The sequence below is a fragment of the Thalassospira sp. CA1 genome (assembly GCF_059052855.1).
Genome location: NZ_JBZCIA010000015.1, coordinates 77,700 through 96,146, shown reverse-complemented (window position 1 = coordinate 96,146; position 18,447 = coordinate 77,700). Strand labels below are relative to the sequence as shown.

Here is an 18,447-nt window from a genome sequence, read left to right as displayed (position 1 = left end):
ATACGTTTAAACAAAATGGTGAAATTTAATTCGGCGATCAAAGACACCGGATTTATTTATTAATTCAGATAATTCCGTTCCATTTTCTGGCTCGGCAGCCGTCAGCCCCAATCAATATCGCACGTATGCCGCCTATTCCTTGCCATCCCGTCGCAATGGCGATATTCAGGTTTCAAACTGTCATTAACTTGCAATGCCGGGCCCCGCGACTTATCTCCGGCTTGCAAACAGGCGAGATGAGACGACGCCATGAATGAAATGATCACCATTGCCGAGGCTTCTGCTGACGCAATGTCGGAAATGCAGATTGATCCCACCCTTGATCTGGAAGCTGAGATTCAGCGCCTGAAAAAGGAAAAGAACGCGATCATTCTGGCCCATTACTATCAGGATGGGGAAATTCAGGACCTTGCCGACTTTGTTGGCGATAGTCTGGACCTGTCGCGCAAGGCGGCCGAAACCGATGCCGATGTCATCGTGTTCTGTGGCGTGCGCTTCATGGCTGAGGTTGCCAAAATCCTCAGCCCGAACAAGACTGTTCTGCTGCCGGATTCAAAGGCGGGTTGCTCGCTCGAAGATTCGTGTCAGCCCGAACCGTTCCGCAAATTCCGCGAACAGCACCCTGATCATGTGTCGATCACTTATATCAACTGCTCGGCCGAGGTGAAGGCTGCGTCTGATATTATTGTGACCTCGTCGAATGCGGCCGAGATCATAGATCAGATCCCGCTCGACAAGCCGATCCTTTGGGCGCCTGACCGCCATCTTGGTTCCTATCTTGCCAAGAAGACCGGTCGCGACATGACGCTTTGGAACGGGTCATGCATCGTGCATGAACAGTTTTCCGAGCGTGAACTGATCCGCCTGAAAACCCAGAACCCGGATGCCAAGATCGCAGCCCACCCGGAATGCCATGACGGTATTCTGAAACATGCCGATCACATCGGCTCGACCCGGGCCATTCTGGAATATGTGATTAACGGCCCGGATCAGAAATACCTGATCGCGACCGAACCGCACATCATCCACCAGATGGAAAAAGCAGCCCCGCACAAGGAATTCATTCCGGTGCCGGGTGCGGACGGGTCATGTGCGTGCAATAACTGCCCGTTCATGGAACTCAATACGCTTGAAAAGCTGTATCTGTGCCTGGTCAATAACGGCCCGCAGATCGTCATGCCCGAAGACCTGCGCGTCGCAGCGGTCAAGCCGCTTGAACGCATGCTGGAAATGTCAAAGAACATTCCGGTCAAAAAAGACGACGCGGCGTAAGCCAGCCAACCTCACAGCCCCGCAAAATTTGCGGGGCTGTTTGCCATCCCCCATCAGAATTCAAAGCAGCCCGCCATCATGACCGTCCTGACCCAAGCCGAAATCGCGGAATTCATTGATCGTTCCTTTGCCGAGGATATCGGCACCGGTGACATCACATCGGACAATGTCATCCCCGCCGATGCGCGCCTGCGCGTCGCGCTTGAAACGCGCGAGGATATCGTTGTTGCCGGGCTTGATATCGCCCTTGATTGTTTCCGCAAGCTGGTGCCGGATGCGAAGATCGAAAAGCACTGCGAAGATGGTGATGCGATTGCGGCCAAAGACGTTCTGGCCGTGGTCGAAGGCAATGCGCGCGGCATCCTGACGGCTGAACGCACAGCCCTTAATACGCTTCAACATCTGTCGGGCATTGCCACCACCACGCGCAGCTATGTCGCGGCGATGGGCGAAACAAACGCCAAACTGCTTGATACCCGCAAGACACTGCCGGGTTGGCGCAAACTGGAAAAATACGCGACCCGTATGGGCGGGGCTCAGAACCACCGCATGGGTCTTTATGACGGGGTGATGATCAAGGACAACCATATCGGCGTTGTCGGATCGATCACCAAATGTGTCGAGGCCGCCCGGGCCGCCAACCTGCCGAAGATCGAGGTTGAATGTGACACCCTTGATCAGGTCAAAGAAGCCACCGAAGCTGGCGCAGACATCATCCTGCTGGATAACATGGGCCCGGATATGTTGCGCGAAGCGGTTGCCATTGTCGCTGGTCGCTGCAAGACTGAGGCATCCGGGGGTGTAAACCTTCAGACCATCGGTGCGATTGCCGCAACCGGGGTCGATTATGTTTCCGTCGGGCGGATTACCCAATCCGCACCGGCCGTTGATATCGGACTTGATGTCGCAATCCTGTGAGGCCACATGCGCGCAAGCAGTCATAGCACCACAGACCCAGCCTTGATCAAGGTGATCGAAACCGCCAACTGGATCTTGCGCGACGGCGAAAACATTTTGTCGGTCCGCAGCCACGGCCGCGACCGGTTCTATTTGCCCGGTGGCAAGATTGATCCCGGCGAAACCGCGCGCGAAGCCATCAAACGCGAAATCAAGGAAGAACTCGGCGTCGACCTGATCCCCGGCACGCTCCGCCAGTTGGGCACGTTTGCCGGACAGGGCCACAACCTGCCCGAAGGGTCGATTGTGCGCATGACCTGCTTTACCGGCTATTATTGCGGAACCCTTGCACCCGAACGCGAAATCGCCGAACTCAGATGGCTATCGCCGCGTGAACGCCACCTGATGGCCCCGATGGGGCAAAAGATCACTGCGGCCCTTTTCGATATTTGATCCCCCGATCAACGCTATACGGCCAACCGGCAGTACCTTGCGGTTGTGACCACTGCCCCAAATGTTCTTGTTATGTTCTATTCTTTTGTGGTAAGCATGATTTGCAATTTTGCACAAAAGGATCAGAACATGACGCAGGACAAAGGGGCATTGTTTCGGGCGCTTCACGAAGAACCTGGTGCATTCATCATTCCCAATCCATGGGATATCGGAACAGCCAGAATTCTCGCCGCACTCGGCTTTCGTGCCTTGGCAACGACAAGTGCGGGCATGGCATTTTCCTTGGGCGTTGCAGAAGGCAAGACATCACCCGAAAATACGTTCAAGCATTGTCAGGCACTGGTTTCGGCCACGCCACTTCCCGTCACGGCTGATCTTGAAAAAGGGATGGGCGACAGTCCGGAAAGCGCGGCAGAAACGATTTCGGTCGCAGCGTCAATCGGCCTGGCGGGCTGTTCGCTTGAAGATCACACAGGAGACCGGGAAAACCCGATCTATGATTTTTCGCTTGCTGTTGAACGCATTCAGGCTGCTGTCGAAGCTCGATCAGCCTTGCCCCATGATTTTGTCCTGACTGCGCGGTGCGAGAACTTCCTGTGGGGACGCCCTGACCTTGACGACACGATCAAGCGCCTTCAGGCCTTTGAAAAGGCAGGGGCGGATGTTCTTTATGCGCCGGGCTTGTATGATCTTGAAACGATCCGCACGGTTTGCGCATCGCTGAGCAAACCGGTGAATGTCGTTATGGGCATGCCCGGAAACACGTTCAGTCTGACTGAACTGGCGGACGCCGGCGCAAAAAGGATCAGCGTCGGATCAGCACTTGCCCGCCTTGCCTATGGCGCCTTTGTCAAAGCATCGCGTGAAATGATCGACACGGGCACATTCGGATTTTCCGACCAGGCCATGGGCTTTGCAGAGCTTGAAGAATTTTTCACCGCACAACCCCAAAAGGCTCAATAGCAACAGGCAGCTTGAAACAGCAGATGGAACACATGCCCTAGCGCGGTGCATCGCCGTCGGGACTGCCGCCCGCATCGGGAATTTCACGGCCAGGCGCATCGCGATCGCGCGAAACATCCTTGGCGGCAGACGGTGGTGCGGCCTTTTGATCCGCCCCGCCATCGTCGGTGCCTGAGGATGTATCTTCTGCTTTGTCTTCTGGCGTTTTGGGTTCCTCAGGCTCGGCCTTCTCGATCTTTTTCGGAGCACCCTTGCCAGCGTCGCGGATGGCATCGGTCAGCTTATCGATATCGCGCAGGTTCAGGTCACGCTGCGGGAACGGAATTTCGATACCTTCATCCCGGAAGCGCTGCACAAGTTCAAAGCGGATCGAGCTTGCCACCGCAATCACATCGCCAATATCGCGCAGGAAATAGCGCAGTTCGAAATCAAGCGAACTGGCCCCGAAATCCATGAACACCACCTGCGGTGCCGGATAGGTCAAAATCTCGCGGCGCTTGTCGGCCATTTCAAACAGGATCTCGCGAACCTTGTCGACATCCGATCCGTAAGACACACCAATCTTGATGATGCCGCGGCCTGAGCGTTCCTTAAGCGTCCAGTTCAGAACCCGGTTGGAAATCAGTTCGGAGTTCGGGATGACGACCGAAGACCGGTCAAACGTCTCGATCTCGGTCGCGCGGACCCGGATGTCCTTTACAAAGCCCTGATCGGCGCCGACGACGATCCAGTCACCGACCTTGATCGGGCGTTCGACCAAAAGGATCAGGCCGGAGACAAAGTTGTTCACGATGCTTTGCATGCCAAAACCGATACCGACCGAAATGGCACCGGCGATGATGGCAAGGTTGGACAAATCAAGCCCGGCGGCCGAAACCGCAAGCAAGATGGCAAGACAGATCCCGGCATAGCCAAAGATTGCCGAAACCGAATGTTGCAGCCCTTGATCAAGCTTGGTGTTGGGCAGCACCCGCGTGCTCAGCATGCGCTGGAAGAAGCGCATCACTGCCAGCACGATGACAAACATCAAGGCCGCCAGCATGATGGAGCGCAGCGAGAAATGAATGCCGCCCACCTGAATGCCGATGAAGGCCTGCTGAACCGCCAAAATAAGATCAGCCCAGGCAATGTCGGTAAAGATCATCACCGCGACCGGCACGGCGATGGAAAACATCACCACATCGATCAAAACCCGCAGCCAGAAATAAAGCGTGCCATGCACCGCATCGCTGACATTGCTGTCTTCGCTGCTTTCCGGGCGCACCAGATAGGTATGCATCAAAGCCCGGCAATAACCGCGCAGCAGCCAGTAACAGGTCAAAAACGCCAGCGCCATCATCAGGTTTTCAAGGATGAAGCGTGCCAGGGCGACATAACCCAGCAACATCAGCACCGGCATCATGATCGCAATGACCTTCAGGCCACGCCGCGACCGGCGTTCGATCTTTGACCAGATTTCGTGACGGTCGCGTTCGTCATGTTGCCAGAACACACCCAGTGAACAGACAAACAGCAAAACCGAAATCACCAGCACGTTCGAGATGCTTTGCACAAGCGCGATATCAAGCGACGTCCCAAGCGTCGTCGCCCCCTGCAAAAGCACCATGTCAAAGGCAAAAATCACTGCCACAGCCAGCGAACAGAACCCAACAACCCGCGCCCCCCTTGGCGTTGTGCCGGAACGCCGCAAGGACGGCGCAAACGGTGAATGCACACTGCGCACCGCAGCCCCGACAAACAACAGGAACAAGGCAGCCGCAAAGCATTGCAGAACAAAATCACCCATCGCACCGCTCAGAAGCGCATCACGCGATTCAAGTATTCCATAGGCGATCAAAAGGGCGATGCCCGGCACCAAGGCGGTAAACAGGAATCGCGTTCCCGATATCAGTGACACGCGATCTTCATCCGGCACAGTGTTCCAACGCGCAGGCATATAGCGCAGCACGACCACCTCGCCACCAATCAGGGCTGCGATCACGATGAAGGTCAGGAAAACCAGACCCGGGGCCACCTCGGACAGCTGATCGGCGACGTCCCCTTCGAGTTCAAGGTTGGAATAGCGCGCCTGCACCATGCTGGGCAGCTTGACGATTTCGCGCCAGGCTTCAAACCAGACAACCGGATCAAACGGAACATCCACCCGGCCCAGAACGCGCCGGGTAAAGCGTTCACGCGCCAGACCGGACAACTGGTCAGACAGCTCGCTCGCGCGGAAATTGACCAGTTCAAGCTGTTTGAGCACACCGCCAACGCGCGCGATGTCCTGTCCGATACGATCACGTTCACGGGCGACCTCGGGGACTTCTTCCTCGCCCTCTGCCGGGGGCTCGCCAAGTTTGCCAAGGGCGGCTTCAAACCGCTGCAGACGTTCATCGGCCCGACCGCGCAGCTCGTTAATCGCAAGCTGGATGGTTTCGATCCGGTCGCGGCCATCGGAGATCACGCGCCCGGAAATTTCTTCGCCGGAAATAGATTCTTCAATCGCATCAAGCGTCGCTTCCCAGTCCGCGATGCGGTTCTGGGCATTTTCCAGTTCGATCTTCTGCACAGAGTCAGGGCGCGGTTCGTTGGGCTGTGCTGCCAAATCAAAAGAAACCGTTATTGCAAACAGACAGATTGCAAGACTTGCGATTACCTGACGAACTGATGTCATGCCTGATGATCCATATTGATGCCCGAAGCGCTGCCCGGCTTCCGTTTCTTGAGTGTTTTTCGCGTTTTGTAAACAGGTTGGCCTGATACTTGGTCACAGAACCGAACCCTACACTGAGAACAGTAACGAATCATCTAACGTTTCGTTCCGTTGTCATTGTGACGTGATGATGACCCCGTCCCTGACCTGCATGACCGCAGTCAGCCAAGGAGCCCTGCGATGAGCAAAACCGCGCTGATCAATGCCTTTGAAATTGCCCCGGATGGCACCGCACAACCGGTTGGATGGGACGCCCTGCAATCGGGCCTGCCGCCGATTGCAGAGGGAAATTATCTTTGGGTACATCTGGACTGGATGGGCGACGGGGTGCGCGACTGGCTGATCACGGTTGCCGGGATTGATGCAACCATAACCGATACGCTGTCGACCCGTGGCACGCGTCCGGCGGTGTTTTTCTATGATCCGGGCTATTCGCTTAATCTGCGCGGGGTGAACCTGAACGCGGAAAATGATCCAGCCGATATGATTTCGGTGCGTTTCTGGGTCACAAACAATATGGTGATCACGCTGCGCAACCAGCCGCTCAAGGCGTTTGATGACATGCGGGCCGCCATTGCCGACCAGAAGGCCCCCAACAGCGTTGATGATTTCGTCCTGACCGTGGCCGAACGGCTTGCCTTTCGGGTCGAAAATGTCGTGCGCGGCATGGAAGAAGATGTCGAGGCGATCGAGGACGATCAGGAAACCGTGGCCGAGGGCAAAACCCTTGCGCTGCGCAAACGCGGATCGGACATTCGTCATCGGCTGTCGCGTCTGCGCCGGCATCTGGGACCGCAACGCGATGCGCTGGCGCATTATGTCGAACAGAAACCGGTCTGGTCTGACAAGCGGTTCAAACGGCGCGCCCGTGCATTGACCGATAAAACCGTCCGTCTGGTCGAGGAATTTGATTCCCTGCGCGAACGCATTCAGATCGTGAATGAAAACCTGATGGCGCTCGAAAGCGAACAGATGAACCGCACGATGTACTGGCTAACGGTGATTGCCGGTCTGTTCCTGCCGATCAGTTTCGTCACCGGCCTTCTGGGGATCAATGTCGGCGGTGTTCCGGCAACTGACAGCCCGTATGGGTTCCTTGGGGTGTCGATTATTCTGGCAGTGATTACCGCGTTTGAAATCTGGCTGTTTAAAAAGATGCGCCTGATCTGATGGCAGCAATGCAAACCGTCTTGTTGCAATGCGATGCAACTTGGAGCTATGACAATCTCACAGTCCTAATTCCTTTCACTGCATTCGAGATTTGTTGATGACCGACGGCCCGCTTTCACGTTATCGCGCGAAAATCACCGCTGGTGAGCTGTCCCACGATCCGATGCAGGAACTCTGTGCGGAAAAACTCCAAAGCCTGAAAAACGCGCTGATCAACTATGAGCCGTCGACCGGCACAGGTGGCTGGCGCGAACGGTTTGGCCTGACCCGTCGGCGCGATGAACCGACCCCGCCGTCAGGACTTTACATTTACGGCGAGGTTGGTCGTGGCAAATCCATGTTGATGGATCTGTTCTATGAAACCATCGACATTGAAAAAAAGCGTCGCGTTCATTTCCATGACTTCATGCAAGATGTGCATGAACGCATGCACCGTTATCGCCAGACCAAGAAAAAGGACGATGCCGATCCGATCCCGCCGATTGCCAAGGACCTTGCAAACGATGCGTGGTTGCTGTGCTTTGACGAGATGCAGGTAACCGACATCACCGATGCCATGATCCTCGGCCGCCTGTTTGAACAGTTGTTTGACCATGGGGTCGTGATTGTCACCACATCCAACCGCGTGCCGGATGACCTGTATAAGGATGGCCTGCAACGCCAGAACTTTCTGCCCTTCATCGACATGATCAAGCAGAAGCTTGATGTGCTGGAACTGGCGAGCCCGACCGATTACCGCATGCGCAATCTGACGGCCGCCGAGGTGTTCCTGTATCCGATATCCCGCGAACAGGCATCCAAGCGGATTGACGAGATGTTTGCCACCCTGACCGAAGGCGCACGGGTCGCACCCGACAGCCTGACCGTCAAGGGACGCAAGATCGAAATCAGTGCTGCCGGTGCCGGAGTTGCCAAGTTCAGCTTTGAAGAACTGTGCACCCGTCCGTTGGGACCCGGGGATTACATCGCGCTCGCGACGCATTTCCACACCATCGTGATCGACTTCATCCCGAAACTGCCGGACTCGCGCCGCGACTGGGCCAAACGGTTCGGTACCCTTGTTGATGCGATGTACGAACACAAAACCAAGCTGATCTGTGCGATTGAGTGTGACCCGACCGAGATCTACACCGACGGTGATTACTCATTCGAATTCCAGCGCACGGTGTCGCGCATGACCGAAATGCGCAGTCAAGAATATCTCGATATGGCGCACCTGACCTGACGGCTTTCAAAACGCCAGAATGGCGGATCAAAACGGCAGCGATGATCACAGCTGTGACATGCCTTCTTCGGACGATCTGCCAGCGATAGCGCAGCCTGTGGAAAACGACTCCATCGGGGTCACTTTAAAACCGTCGCAATTATTCGCCATATGAGCGCTTATCATCGCGCGATTCTTGCGTTTGACGCAGGGGAAACGATGCTTCACGCAAAAATCGTCATATATTGGATTTGACGCCCCCGTCCCGACCGCATGGCTGATGGCCGTTTCCTGCAATGCTGCGCCAGTGTAATCCTGTTCATACGCACGAATTCGCAGCAAAGGGGCGCACTGCCTTTCATTTAGGCAGGCCGCAATCGTAAACCAGCTTTGGTTTTGCTGCGCATTAGCCCATGTTCGCATCTGCAACGTGAATGGTTTTTAAGCGTTTAGACCATAGTTGCAATAAACCGCGAAGCGGCGGTTTTCCTCGTAAAAACAGTGGGGTTTCCCCTTGTCATTCGTGGCGATTCAGTTTACGACACTCGGTGTTTACGAACGATTATTTCGCGTTCGCAGGTTTAAATTTTCAATCGCGCTCCCAAGTTGAGTTTCGACCCCCAGGAAGCGCAATAGGGAAGAAGGTAACGGAATGGCCCGCAACAAGATCGCGCTCGTCGGTGCCGGCAATATTGGTGGCACGCTTGCTCACCTCGTCGGTCTCAAAGAGCTTGGCGACGTCGTCCTTTTCGACATCGTTGATGGCATGCCACAGGGCAAGTCGCTCGACATTGCTGAATCCTCCCCCGTCGACATGTTTGATGCCGACCTCAAGGGTACCAGTGACTACAAAGACATCGCAGGCGCTGATGTCGTCATCGTCACCGCCGGTGTTGCTCGCAAGCCGGGCATGAGCCGCGATGACCTGATTGGTATCAACACCAAAGTCATGACCCAGGTTGGTCAGGGCATCAAGGAACACGCTCCGAACGCGTTCGTCATCGTCATTACCAACCCGCTTGATGCGATGGTTTGGGTAATGCAGCAGGCAACCGGCTTCGATCCGAAGAAAGTTGTCGGCATGGCTGGCGTTCTGGACTCGGCCCGCTTCCGTTACTTCCTCGCAGAAGAATTCAACGTCTCGGTCAAAGACGTTACCGCCTTTGTCCTTGGCGGCCACGGCGATACCATGGTCCCGTCGATCCGTTATTCGACCGTTGCCGGTATCCCGGTTCCGGATCTGATCAAAATGGGCTGGACCACGCAGGAAAAGATCGACGAGATCGTGCAGCGCACCCGTGACGGTGGCGCCGAAATCGTTGCCCTGCTGAAAACCGGTTCTGCTTTCTACGCCCCGGCTGCTTCGGCAATCGCGATGGCGGAAAGCTACCTCAAAGACCAGAAGCGCGTCATGCCGGTTGCTGCTTACCTGAGCGGCGAATACGGTGTTGACGGTCTTTATGTTGGTGTCCCGGTTGTTCTGGGTGCCAACGGTGTAGAACGCATCGTCGAGATCAATCTTGATGAGTCCGAAAAAGCAAACTTCGACAATTCCGTGAACGCTGTTCGCGGCCTCGTCGAAGCTGCAAAGGGCATGCTCTAAGAACGCGAAACGGGCTGGTCAGTGACCGGCCCGTTTTTCAATCATTGTTGTTATTCAAACTTCAATGATCGCGGCCTCTTAACAAAGTCCCTCCCGCTCGTTACAGGGACATTGAAATCCAGATTTCTGACCCACCGGAAATCGTACGGAAGGCAAGAAAGCGACCGAACATGAATATTCATGAGTACCAGGCGAAAGAAATTCTTCGCAAATACGGTGTGACCGTGCCGAACGGCAAGGTTGCATATACCGCTCAGGAAGCCATCGAAGCTGCCCAGTCCCAGGCTGGCCCGGTTTACGTGGTAAAATCCCAGATCCATGCAGGTGGCCGCGGTAAAGGCACCTTCAAGGAAGCCAAGGCAGGTGACAAAGGCGGCGTTCGCGTCGTCAAGAGCCCGGAAGAAGTCGGCACCAATGCCGAACAGATGCTCGGCTCCACGCTGGTTACCCACCAGACCGGCCCGGATGGCAAAGAAGTCAAACGCGTTTACATCGAAGAAGGCTGCGATATCGCACGCGAACTGTATCTTTCGGTTCTCGTCGACCGCGCTTGCTCGCGCGTGATCTTCATGGCGTCGACCGAAGGCGGCATGGACATTGAAGAAGTTGCAGAAGCAACCCCGGAAAAGATCGTCACTGTCGAGATCGATCCGGCGGCTGGTTTCTCTGGCTTCCACGGTCGCAAACTGGCGTTTGCACTCGGCCTCGAAGGCAAGCAGGTTTCCAAAGCTGTCAAATTCATGACCGCGATGTACCAGTGCTTCCTCGACACCGATGCTGCCATGGTTGAAATCAACCCGCTGGTTGTTACCGGTGACGGGGACATCATTGCGCTTGATTGCAAAATGAACTTCGACGACAACGCGCTGTTCCGTCATCCGGACATCGAAGAGCTGCGTGACGAAGACGAAGAAAACCCGGCCGAACTCGAAGCTGCAAAACACAGCCTCAACTACATCAAGCTCGATGGCACCATCGGCTGCATGGTCAACGGCGCAGGCCTCGCCATGGCAACCATGGACATCATCAAGCTGTATGGCGGCGCACCGGCTAACTTCCTTGACGTTGGTGGCGGCGCAACCAAAGAACGCGTGACCACCGCCTTCAAGCTGATCCTGTCGGATCCGAATGTCGAAGGCATCCTGGTCAACATCTTTGGTGGCATCATGCGTTGTGACGTGATCGCAGACGGCGTTGTGGCAGCAGCCCGCGAAGTCAGCCTGAACGTCCCGCTGGTCGTTCGCCTTGAAGGTACCAATGTCGAACTTGGCAAGAAGATCCTCGAAGAATCGGGTCTGCCGATTGTTTCGGCTGACAACCTTGCCGATGCCGCCGAGAAGGTGGTCAAAGCTGTGAAGGAGGCCGCGTAACTATGGCTGTTCTCGTCGATAAAAACACCAAAGTTATCTGCCAGGGTTTCACTGGTTCGCAGGGTACTTTCCACAGCGAACAGGCACTGGCATACGGCACCAAAATGGTTGGCGGTGTTACCCCGGGTAAAGGCGGCACCAAGCACCTTGACCTGCCGGTTTTCAACACTGTTGAAGAAGCGGTACATGTCACCGGCGCCAATGCCTCGGTTATCTATGTTCCGCCGCCCTTCGCAGCAGACGCAATCCTTGAAGCCATCGATGCCAAAGTCGAACTGGCTGTCTGCATCACCGAAGGTATTCCGGTTGCTGACATGGTCCGCGTCAAGCGCGCGCTCGACGGTTCGTCGACCCGCCTGATCGGCCCGAACTGCCCGGGTATCATTACCCCGGACGAATGCAAGATCGGCATCATGCCGGGTCACATTCACCGCCGCGGTAAAATCGGTATCGTTTCGCGTTCCGGTACGCTCACCTACGAAGCAGTTGCACAGACCACGGCCGCTGGCCTTGGTCAGTCGACCTGTATCGGTATTGGTGGTGACCCGGTCAACGGCACCAACTTCATCGACTGCCTCGACCTGTTCCTGAAGGATCCGGAAACCGAAGGCATCATCATGATCGGTGAAATCGGCGGCTCGGCCGAGGAAGAAGCATGTGAATTCCTGCAGGCTTCCAAAGTCAAGAAACCGGTTGCCGGCTTCATCGCCGGTGTTACCGCACCTCCGGGTAAACGCATGGGCCATGCCGGTGCGATCATTTCCGGTGGCAAAGGTACGGCCGATGCGAAAATGGAAGCCATGCGCAGTGCTGGCGTTCTTGTTGCCGATTCCCCGGCAAGCCTCGGCTCGACCATGCTGAAGGCTTTGAAGGGCTAATCTGGGTAGTCAGAGGAAAGGCAAGGGGGGGCGTGGTCCTTCTTGGGGACCATGCCTTCCAAGACCACAAATGAAACCTCAAGATCTCGACACGATTCTGAACGAGTCGAACGCAACCTACATCGCTGAACTTTATGCCCGGTATCTGGAAAGCCCGTCTGCGGTTGACCAGAGCTGGGCTGAGTTTTTTGACGGGTTGCAGGACGACGCCTCCGAAATCCTCGCAGAAATGCGCGGGCCGAGCTGGCAGCCACGGGAAACCAAGGTTGTTGGCGGCATGGAGGGATACGACGTCTCACAGGGGCATGCCGAACGCCCGGCCCAGATGGGCTATGCACCGGCACCTCATGCAGCACCCACGGCAGGTCAGGTAAATTCTGATGCCATCCGCGCTGCCGCCAATGATTCCATTCGCGCTTTGATGCTGATCCGCTCCTTCCGGGTACGCGGCCATCTTGAAGCGAACCTGGATCCGCTGGGCCTTGCACCGCGTGAACCGCATCCGGAACTTGATCCGAAGACCTATGGCTTTACCGAAGCCGACATGGATCGTCCGATCTTCATCGCCAATGTTCTTGGCCTTGAAACCGCGACCATCCGTCAGATCGTCTCGCTGGCACGCAAAACCTATTGCGGGTCGATCGGTATCGAATTCATGCATATCCAGGAACCTGAACAGAAATCCTGGATTCAGCAGCGTATCGAAAGCATCGGCAACCAGACGCAGTTCACCACCCGTGGCAAGGAAGCCATCCTTGAGCGTCTGATCGAAGCCGAAGGTTTCGAAAACTATCTTCACACCAAATATGTCGGCACCAAGCGTTTCGGTATTGATGGTGGCGAAGCCCTGATGCCGGCACTCGAACAGATCCTCAAACGTGGTAGCCAGCTTGGCATCCGCGAGGTTGTGTTCGGCATGCCGCACCGTGGTCGTCTTAACGTTCTTGCCAACGTCATGAGCAAGCCGTTCCAGGCGATCTTCTCGGAATTCATGGGCAACCCGTCCAAGCCGGACGATGTGATGGGCTCGGGTGACGTTAAATATCACCTTGGTACCTCCGCCGACCGCGAATTTGACGGCAACGTTGTTCACCTGTCGCTGACGGCAAACCCGTCGCACCTTGAAGCGGTGAACACGGTTGTTCTTGGTAAGGTCCGCGCCAAGCAGGCCCAGCGCAAAGACACCAATCGCGAGCAGGTTATGGGTATCCTCCTGCACGGTGATGCGGCCTTTGCCGGTCAGGGTCTTGTGGCGGAAACCTTCGATCTGTCGCACCTCAAAGGCTACCGTACCGGTGGTACGATCCACTTTGTGGTCAACAACCAGATCGGTTTCACGACCAAACCGACCGATTCCCGTTCTTCGCCATATTGCTCGGACATTGCCAAGGTCGTTCAGGCTCCGATCCTGCACGTCAATGGCGACGATCCCGAAGCTGTGGTTCATGCGGCCCGCATCGCGACCGAATTCCGTCAGGAGTTCAAGCAGGACGTCGTTATCGACATGTTCTGCTATCGCCGCTTTGGCCACAACGAAAGCGACGAGCCGGCATTCACCCAGCCAAAGATGTACGACGTGATCGGCAAACACCCGACCACCAAGGACATCTATGCCCAGCAGCTGGTCAAGGAAGGTCTTCTGAGCGAAGAACGTATCAAGGAACTGGACAAGTCGTTCCAGGACTACCTTGATGAAGAGTTCAAGGCGTCCGAAAACTACCGTCCGAACAAGGCTGACTGGCTTGAAGGCAAATGGTCGGGTCTTGCATCCTCTCATGGTGACGATGCTGACTGGATCGGTAAAACCGGCGTTGAAAACGACCTCCTGCAGGAAGTCGGCCGCGCACTTTCGACCCCGCCGAGTGACTTTGACATCAACCGCAAAATCCTTCGTCAGTTGAAGGCCAAAGCGAAGATGTTTGAAACCGGCGAAGGAATTGATTGGGCAACCGCCGAGGCCCTGGCATTCGGGACCCTGATGTGCGAAGGCACGCCAGTTCGTCTGTCGGGTCAGGATTGCCAGCGTGGTACGTTCTCGCAGCGTCATGCCAAGCTGATCGATCAGACCACCGAAGCAAAATACACCCCGCTCAACAACATCCGTACCGGTCAGGCCGAGCTTGAAGTTCTCAACTCGCCCCTGTCCGAAGCAGGTGTTCTTGGCTTCGAATACGGCATCACCCTTGCAGAACCGCATTCGCTGGTTCTCTGGGAAGCCCAGTTCGGTGATTTTGCCAACGGTGCACAGGTCATCATTGACCAGTTCATCAGCTCGGGCGAAGCCAAATGGCTGCGTATGTCGGGTCTGGTCATGCTGCTGCCGCACGGTTACGAAGGCCAGGGTCCGGAACACAGTTCCGCACGTCTGGAACGTTACCTGCAGCTTTGTGGTGAAAACAACATGCAGGTGGCGAACTGCACGACGCCGGCAAACTATTACCACATCCTGCGCCGTCAGATCCGTCGCTCGTTCCGTAAGCCGCTGATCCTGATGACGCCGAAATCGCTTCTGCGTCACAAACAGTGCGTGTCGAACCTGTCCGACTTTGCGACGGGCACGACATTCCTGCCTGTGATCAGCGAAACCGCTAAGCTGGTTGACGACAAGAAGGTCAAACGCGTCGTTCTGTCGTCGGGCAAGGTCTATTACGATCTGCTTGCCGAACGCGAAAACCGTGGCATCGAAGATGTTGCGCTTGTGCGTGTCGAACAGCTTTATCCGTGGCCGGAAAAAGAACTGGCAACGGAACTGGCCAAATACCCGAATGCTGATGTCGTCTGGTGTCAGGAAGAATCGGAAAACATGGGTTCCTGGTTCTTCGTTGACCGCCGGATCGAGGCAACGCTTGCCAGCATCAAGCACAAGGCAGGTCGTCCTGTTTATGTCGGTCGCGCAGCATCTGCTTCGCCGGCAACGGGCCTTCTGAAAGCCCACCTGCGCGAGCAGGCTGAGCTGGTCGACGCGGCACTTAGCGTAGAATAACTTTACAGGACGGGCGCGAAATCGCCCGTCCGCCACGTTCATTTAGATTTCATTCGTATGCTGGCAGACCCACACTGCCTGATTGAAAAAACGGTCGAGGAAAAAATGGCGACTGAAGTTAAAGTTCCCGCACTGGGCGAGTCTGTATCTGAAGCCACGGTGGCAAAATGGTACAAAAAAGTCGGTGATGCTGTTGCAGCCGATGAACCGATTGTCGAACTTGAGACCGACAAGGTCACCGTCGAAGTCAACTCCCCGGTTGCTGGCGCAATTGCCGAGCTGGTCGTTGGTGAAGGCGACGAAGTTGAAGTTGGCGCTCTGATCGCGCACATCAACGAAGGTGCCGAAGGCGCCGCTGCTTCTGATGAACCGGCCAAGGAAGAAGCCCCGGCCGCGAAAAAAGAAGAAGCTCCGGCCAAGAAAGAAGAGCCGAAAGCAGCCCCGGCTGCTGCACCGGCAGAAACGACCGCGTCAAACAGCGATCATCCGCTGGCACCGGCCGTTCGCAAACTGGTCGAAGACAAGAACCTTGATCCGTCCAAAATCCCGGCAACGGGCAAAGACGGCCGCCTGACCAAGGGCGACGTTCTGAACTTCCTCGAAGGCGGCGGATCTGCTTCGCGCGCTGCGGCCCCGGCACCGAGCGCCCCGGCAGCACCGAAACCGGAACGTGAACTGCGTGACGGTGAAGAGCGTGTCAAAATGTCCAAGCTGCGCCAGACCATCGCGCGCCGCCTGAAAGAAGCCCAGAACACCGCGGCCATGCTGACCACTTACAACGAAGTGGACATGACCAACCTTCTGGCTTGCCGTAACAAGTACAAAGACGGTTTCGAGAAGAAACACGGTGTCAAGCTTGGCTTCATGTCCTTCTTCATCAAGGCCTGCACCACGGCGCTCAAAGAATGGCCGGCTGTGAATGCCGAGATCGATGGCAACAGCTTCATCTATAAAAACTACTGCGATATCGGCGTTGCCGTTGGTACCCCGCAGGGTCTGGTTGTTCCGGTCATCCGTTCGGCAGAGGAAAAAACCTTTGCGGATCTGGAAAGCACCATTGTCGATTTCGGCAAGCGTGCACGTGACGGCAAACTGGGCATGGATGAAATGACCGGCGGATCGTTCACCATCTCCAACGGTGGTGTCTTCGGTTCCCTTCTTTCATCGCCGATCCTGAACGCGCCGCAGTCAGGTATTCTTGGCATGCACAAAACCCAGATGCGTCCGGTCGCAATCGACGGCAAAGTCGAAATTCGTCCGATGATGTATCTCGCCCTTTCCTATGACCACCGTATCATTGACGGCCGTGAAGCCGTTTCCTTCCTGGTACGCGTCAAGGAATGCATCGAGAACCCGGAACGCATCCTGCTCGATATCTGATCAGACAAAAGGATCAAAGAACTCATGAGTGAGAACTACGACGTTGTCGTGATCGGTGGCGGTCCTGGCGGTTATGTTTGCGCCATCCGCGCCGCACAGCTTGGCCTTAAAGTCGCATGCGTTGAAAAACGCGGCGCACTTGGCGGTACCTGCCTCAATGTAGGCTGCATTCCGTCCAAGGCCCTGCTGCATTCCTCGCACCTGTTCGAAGAAGCGACCGAGCATTTCGATACCCACGGCATCGAAGTCTCCAAGCCGAAGGTCAACATCGAAAAGATGATGGCCCGCAAGGACAAGGTCGTTGACAGCAATGTCAAAGGCATTGAGTTCCTGTTCAAGAAGAACAAGGTTACCTATGTCAAAGGTGCCGGCGAAATCACTTCGCCGACCTCGGTCAAGGTCGCCCTTCTGGATGGCGGCGAAGAAACCCTGAATGCCAAGAACATTGTCATCGCGACGGGTTCGGAAGTCACCCCGCTGCCGGGTGTCGAAATTGACGAAGAAAAAATCGTCTCCTCGACCGGCGCACTGGTTCTTCCGAAAGTGCCGAAAAAGATGGTTGTCATCGGTGCCGGCGTGATCGGTCTGGAACTGGGTTCCGTCTGGCGTCGTCTGGGTGCCGAAGTTACCGTTGTTGAATATCTTGACCGCATTCTGCCGGGCATGGATGGCGAGCTGGTCAAACAGACCCAGCGCATCTTTGCCAAGCAGGGTCTTGAATTCAAACTCGGTCACAAGGTTACTGGTGCCAAGACCACCAAGTCTGGCGTGACCCTGACTGTTGAACCGTCCAAGGGCGGCGATGCAGAAGAACTCAAAGCCGATGTGGTTCTGGTGGCGATTGGTCGTCGTCCGTACACCAAAGGCCTTGGTCTTGACGCTGTAGGTGTTGAACTCGACGATCGTGGTCGGGTCAAAACCGACGAGCATTTCCAGACCAATGTTGGCGGCATCTTTGCGATTGGCGATACCATCGTCGGTCCGATGCTGGCCCACAAAGCTGAGGAAGACGGCGTTGCCCTGGCAGAAATGCTGGCTGGCGAAGAAGGCCATGTCGATTACGGCAAGGTCCCGGGTGTTGTTTACACCTGGCCGGAAGTTGCCGCTGTTGGCAAAACCGAAGAGCAGCTGAAGGAAGAAGGCGCAGACTACAAAGTCGGCAAATTCCCCTTCACCGCAAACGGTCGCGCCAAGGCAATGGAAAGCACCGAGGGCTTTGTCAAAATCATCGAAGACAAGAAAACGCACCGTGTAGTCGGCGCGCATATTGTCGGCCCGGCTGCGGGCGATCTGATTGCCGAAGTGGTTCTGGCGATGGAATACGGCGCCTCTGCCGAAGACATCGCACGCACCTGCCACGCCCACCCTGCCCTTGGCGAGTCCGTCAAGGAAGCAGCACTGGACGCGGACAAACGCGCGATCCACATGTAATTGATCAGTTCTCTGATCCGCAAACGGCCGTCCCATTCACTTGGGGCGGCCGTTTTGTTTTGGCCACCAGAAACGCCTAAGTCCCTACATTTTATGAAGTTTGTGGAATTGTCAGACTTTTGGCAGGTGACGCTGGGGGGCTTTGGGG

General features: G+C 55.9%; 13 protein-coding genes. 12 read left to right on the top strand and 1 reads right to left on the bottom strand.

Annotated elements, in window-relative coordinates; translation table 11 throughout:
- The first annotated feature begins 249 nt into the window (after positions 1-249).
- The 4 genes from nadA (at position 250) to AC5Q5A_RS19380 (ending at position 3,585) form a co-directional block, all read left to right on the top strand.
- Positions 250-1,272 (top strand): quinolinate synthase NadA, encoded by a 1,023-nt coding sequence (gene nadA / locus AC5Q5A_RS19395; protein WP_008889748.1) that lies wholly within the window; start codon positions 250-252, stop codon positions 1,270-1,272.
- 78 nt (positions 1,273-1,350) lie between these two features.
- Complete coding sequence (gene nadC, locus AC5Q5A_RS19390) at positions 1,351-2,190, top strand: carboxylating nicotinate-nucleotide diphosphorylase (RefSeq protein WP_008889747.1); 840 nt, start codon at positions 1,351-1,353, stop codon at positions 2,188-2,190.
- Between the two features lie 6 nt (positions 2,191-2,196).
- Positions 2,197-2,622: an NUDIX hydrolase gene (locus AC5Q5A_RS19385; RefSeq protein WP_051007597.1), complete on the top strand. Its 426-nt coding sequence runs from the start codon at positions 2,197-2,199 to the stop codon at positions 2,620-2,622.
- A 129-nt stretch (positions 2,623-2,751) separates the two neighbouring features.
- Positions 2,752-3,585: an isocitrate lyase/PEP mutase family protein gene (locus tag AC5Q5A_RS19380; protein WP_493896309.1), complete on the top strand. Its 834-nt coding sequence runs from the start codon at positions 2,752-2,754 to the stop codon at positions 3,583-3,585.
- A gap of 37 nt (positions 3,586-3,622) precedes the next feature.
- On the opposite strand, the gene AC5Q5A_RS19375 is transcribed toward AC5Q5A_RS19380, so the two are convergent.
- A complete protein-coding gene (locus AC5Q5A_RS19375; RefSeq protein WP_493896308.1) occupies positions 3,623-6,241 on the bottom strand; it encodes a DUF3772 domain-containing protein in 2,619 nt (872 codons plus the stop codon).
- A 219-nt stretch (positions 6,242-6,460) separates the two neighbouring features.
- On the opposite strand from AC5Q5A_RS19375, the gene AC5Q5A_RS19370 reads away from it, so the two are divergent.
- The 8 genes from AC5Q5A_RS19370 (at position 6,461) to lpdA (ending at position 18,299) form a co-directional block, all read left to right on the top strand.
- Positions 6,461-7,450: a CorA family divalent cation transporter gene (locus tag AC5Q5A_RS19370; protein ID WP_493896307.1), complete on the top strand. Its 990-nt coding sequence runs from the start codon at positions 6,461-6,463 to the stop codon at positions 7,448-7,450.
- 97 nt (positions 7,451-7,547) lie between these two features.
- A complete protein-coding gene (gene zapE / locus AC5Q5A_RS19365) occupies positions 7,548-8,675 on the top strand; it encodes a cell division protein ZapE (RefSeq protein ID WP_064781230.1) in 1,128 nt (375 codons plus the stop codon).
- A 631-nt stretch (positions 8,676-9,306) separates the two neighbouring features.
- Complete coding sequence (gene mdh, locus AC5Q5A_RS19360; protein WP_008889741.1) at positions 9,307-10,257, top strand: malate dehydrogenase; 951 nt, start codon at positions 9,307-9,309, stop codon at positions 10,255-10,257.
- Between the two features lie 140 nt (positions 10,258-10,397).
- Entirely contained in the window at positions 10,398-11,627 is a 1,230-nt protein-coding gene (gene sucC / locus AC5Q5A_RS19355) for an ADP-forming succinate--CoA ligase subunit beta (RefSeq protein WP_255356213.1), read from the top strand.
- A gap of 2 nt (positions 11,628-11,629) precedes the next feature.
- Entirely contained in the window at positions 11,630-12,505 is an 876-nt protein-coding gene (gene sucD / locus AC5Q5A_RS19350) for a succinate--CoA ligase subunit alpha (RefSeq protein WP_008889739.1), read from the top strand.
- Positions 12,506-12,575: 70 nt separating this feature from the next.
- Positions 12,576-15,488: a 2-oxoglutarate dehydrogenase E1 component gene (locus AC5Q5A_RS19345; protein ID WP_493896306.1), complete on the top strand. Its 2,913-nt coding sequence runs from the start codon at positions 12,576-12,578 to the stop codon at positions 15,486-15,488.
- A 105-nt stretch (positions 15,489-15,593) separates the two neighbouring features.
- On the top strand, positions 15,594-16,868 hold the full coding sequence (odhB, locus tag AC5Q5A_RS19340; protein ID WP_063089369.1) for a 2-oxoglutarate dehydrogenase complex dihydrolipoyllysine-residue succinyltransferase: 1,275 nt from the start codon (positions 15,594-15,596) through the stop codon (positions 16,866-16,868).
- 24 nt (positions 16,869-16,892) lie between these two features.
- Complete coding sequence (gene lpdA, locus AC5Q5A_RS19335) at positions 16,893-18,299, top strand: dihydrolipoyl dehydrogenase (protein WP_064781232.1); 1,407 nt, start codon at positions 16,893-16,895, stop codon at positions 18,297-18,299.
- Positions 18,300-18,447 lie beyond the last annotated feature (148 nt).

Coding starts and splice junctions, on each gene's coding strand:
- AC5Q5A_RS19370 (WP_493896307.1), top strand. CDS start 6,461: ATGAGCAAAACCGCGCTGATCAATGCCTTTGAAATTGCCCCGGATGGC.
- odhB (WP_063089369.1), top strand. CDS start 15,594: ATGGCGACTGAAGTTAAAGTTCCCGCACTGGGCGAGTCTGTATCTGAA.
- zapE (WP_064781230.1), top strand. CDS start 7,548: ATGACCGACGGCCCGCTTTCACGTTATCGCGCGAAAATCACCGCTGGT.
- sucD (WP_008889739.1), top strand. CDS start 11,630: ATGGCTGTTCTCGTCGATAAAAACACCAAAGTTATCTGCCAGGGTTTC.
- AC5Q5A_RS19380 (WP_493896309.1), top strand. CDS start 2,752: ATGACGCAGGACAAAGGGGCATTGTTTCGGGCGCTTCACGAAGAACCT.
- AC5Q5A_RS19385 (WP_051007597.1), top strand. CDS start 2,197: ATGCGCGCAAGCAGTCATAGCACCACAGACCCAGCCTTGATCAAGGTG.
- nadA (WP_008889748.1), top strand. CDS start 250: ATGAATGAAATGATCACCATTGCCGAGGCTTCTGCTGACGCAATGTCG.
- nadC (WP_008889747.1), top strand. CDS start 1,351: ATGACCGTCCTGACCCAAGCCGAAATCGCGGAATTCATTGATCGTTCC.
- AC5Q5A_RS19345 (WP_493896306.1), top strand. CDS start 12,576: ATGAAACCTCAAGATCTCGACACGATTCTGAACGAGTCGAACGCAACC.
- mdh (WP_008889741.1), top strand. CDS start 9,307: ATGGCCCGCAACAAGATCGCGCTCGTCGGTGCCGGCAATATTGGTGGC.
- lpdA (WP_064781232.1), top strand. CDS start 16,893: ATGAGTGAGAACTACGACGTTGTCGTGATCGGTGGCGGTCCTGGCGGT.
- AC5Q5A_RS19375 (WP_493896308.1), bottom strand. CDS start 6,241: ATGACATCAGTTCGTCAGGTAATCGCAAGTCTTGCAATCTGTCTGTTT.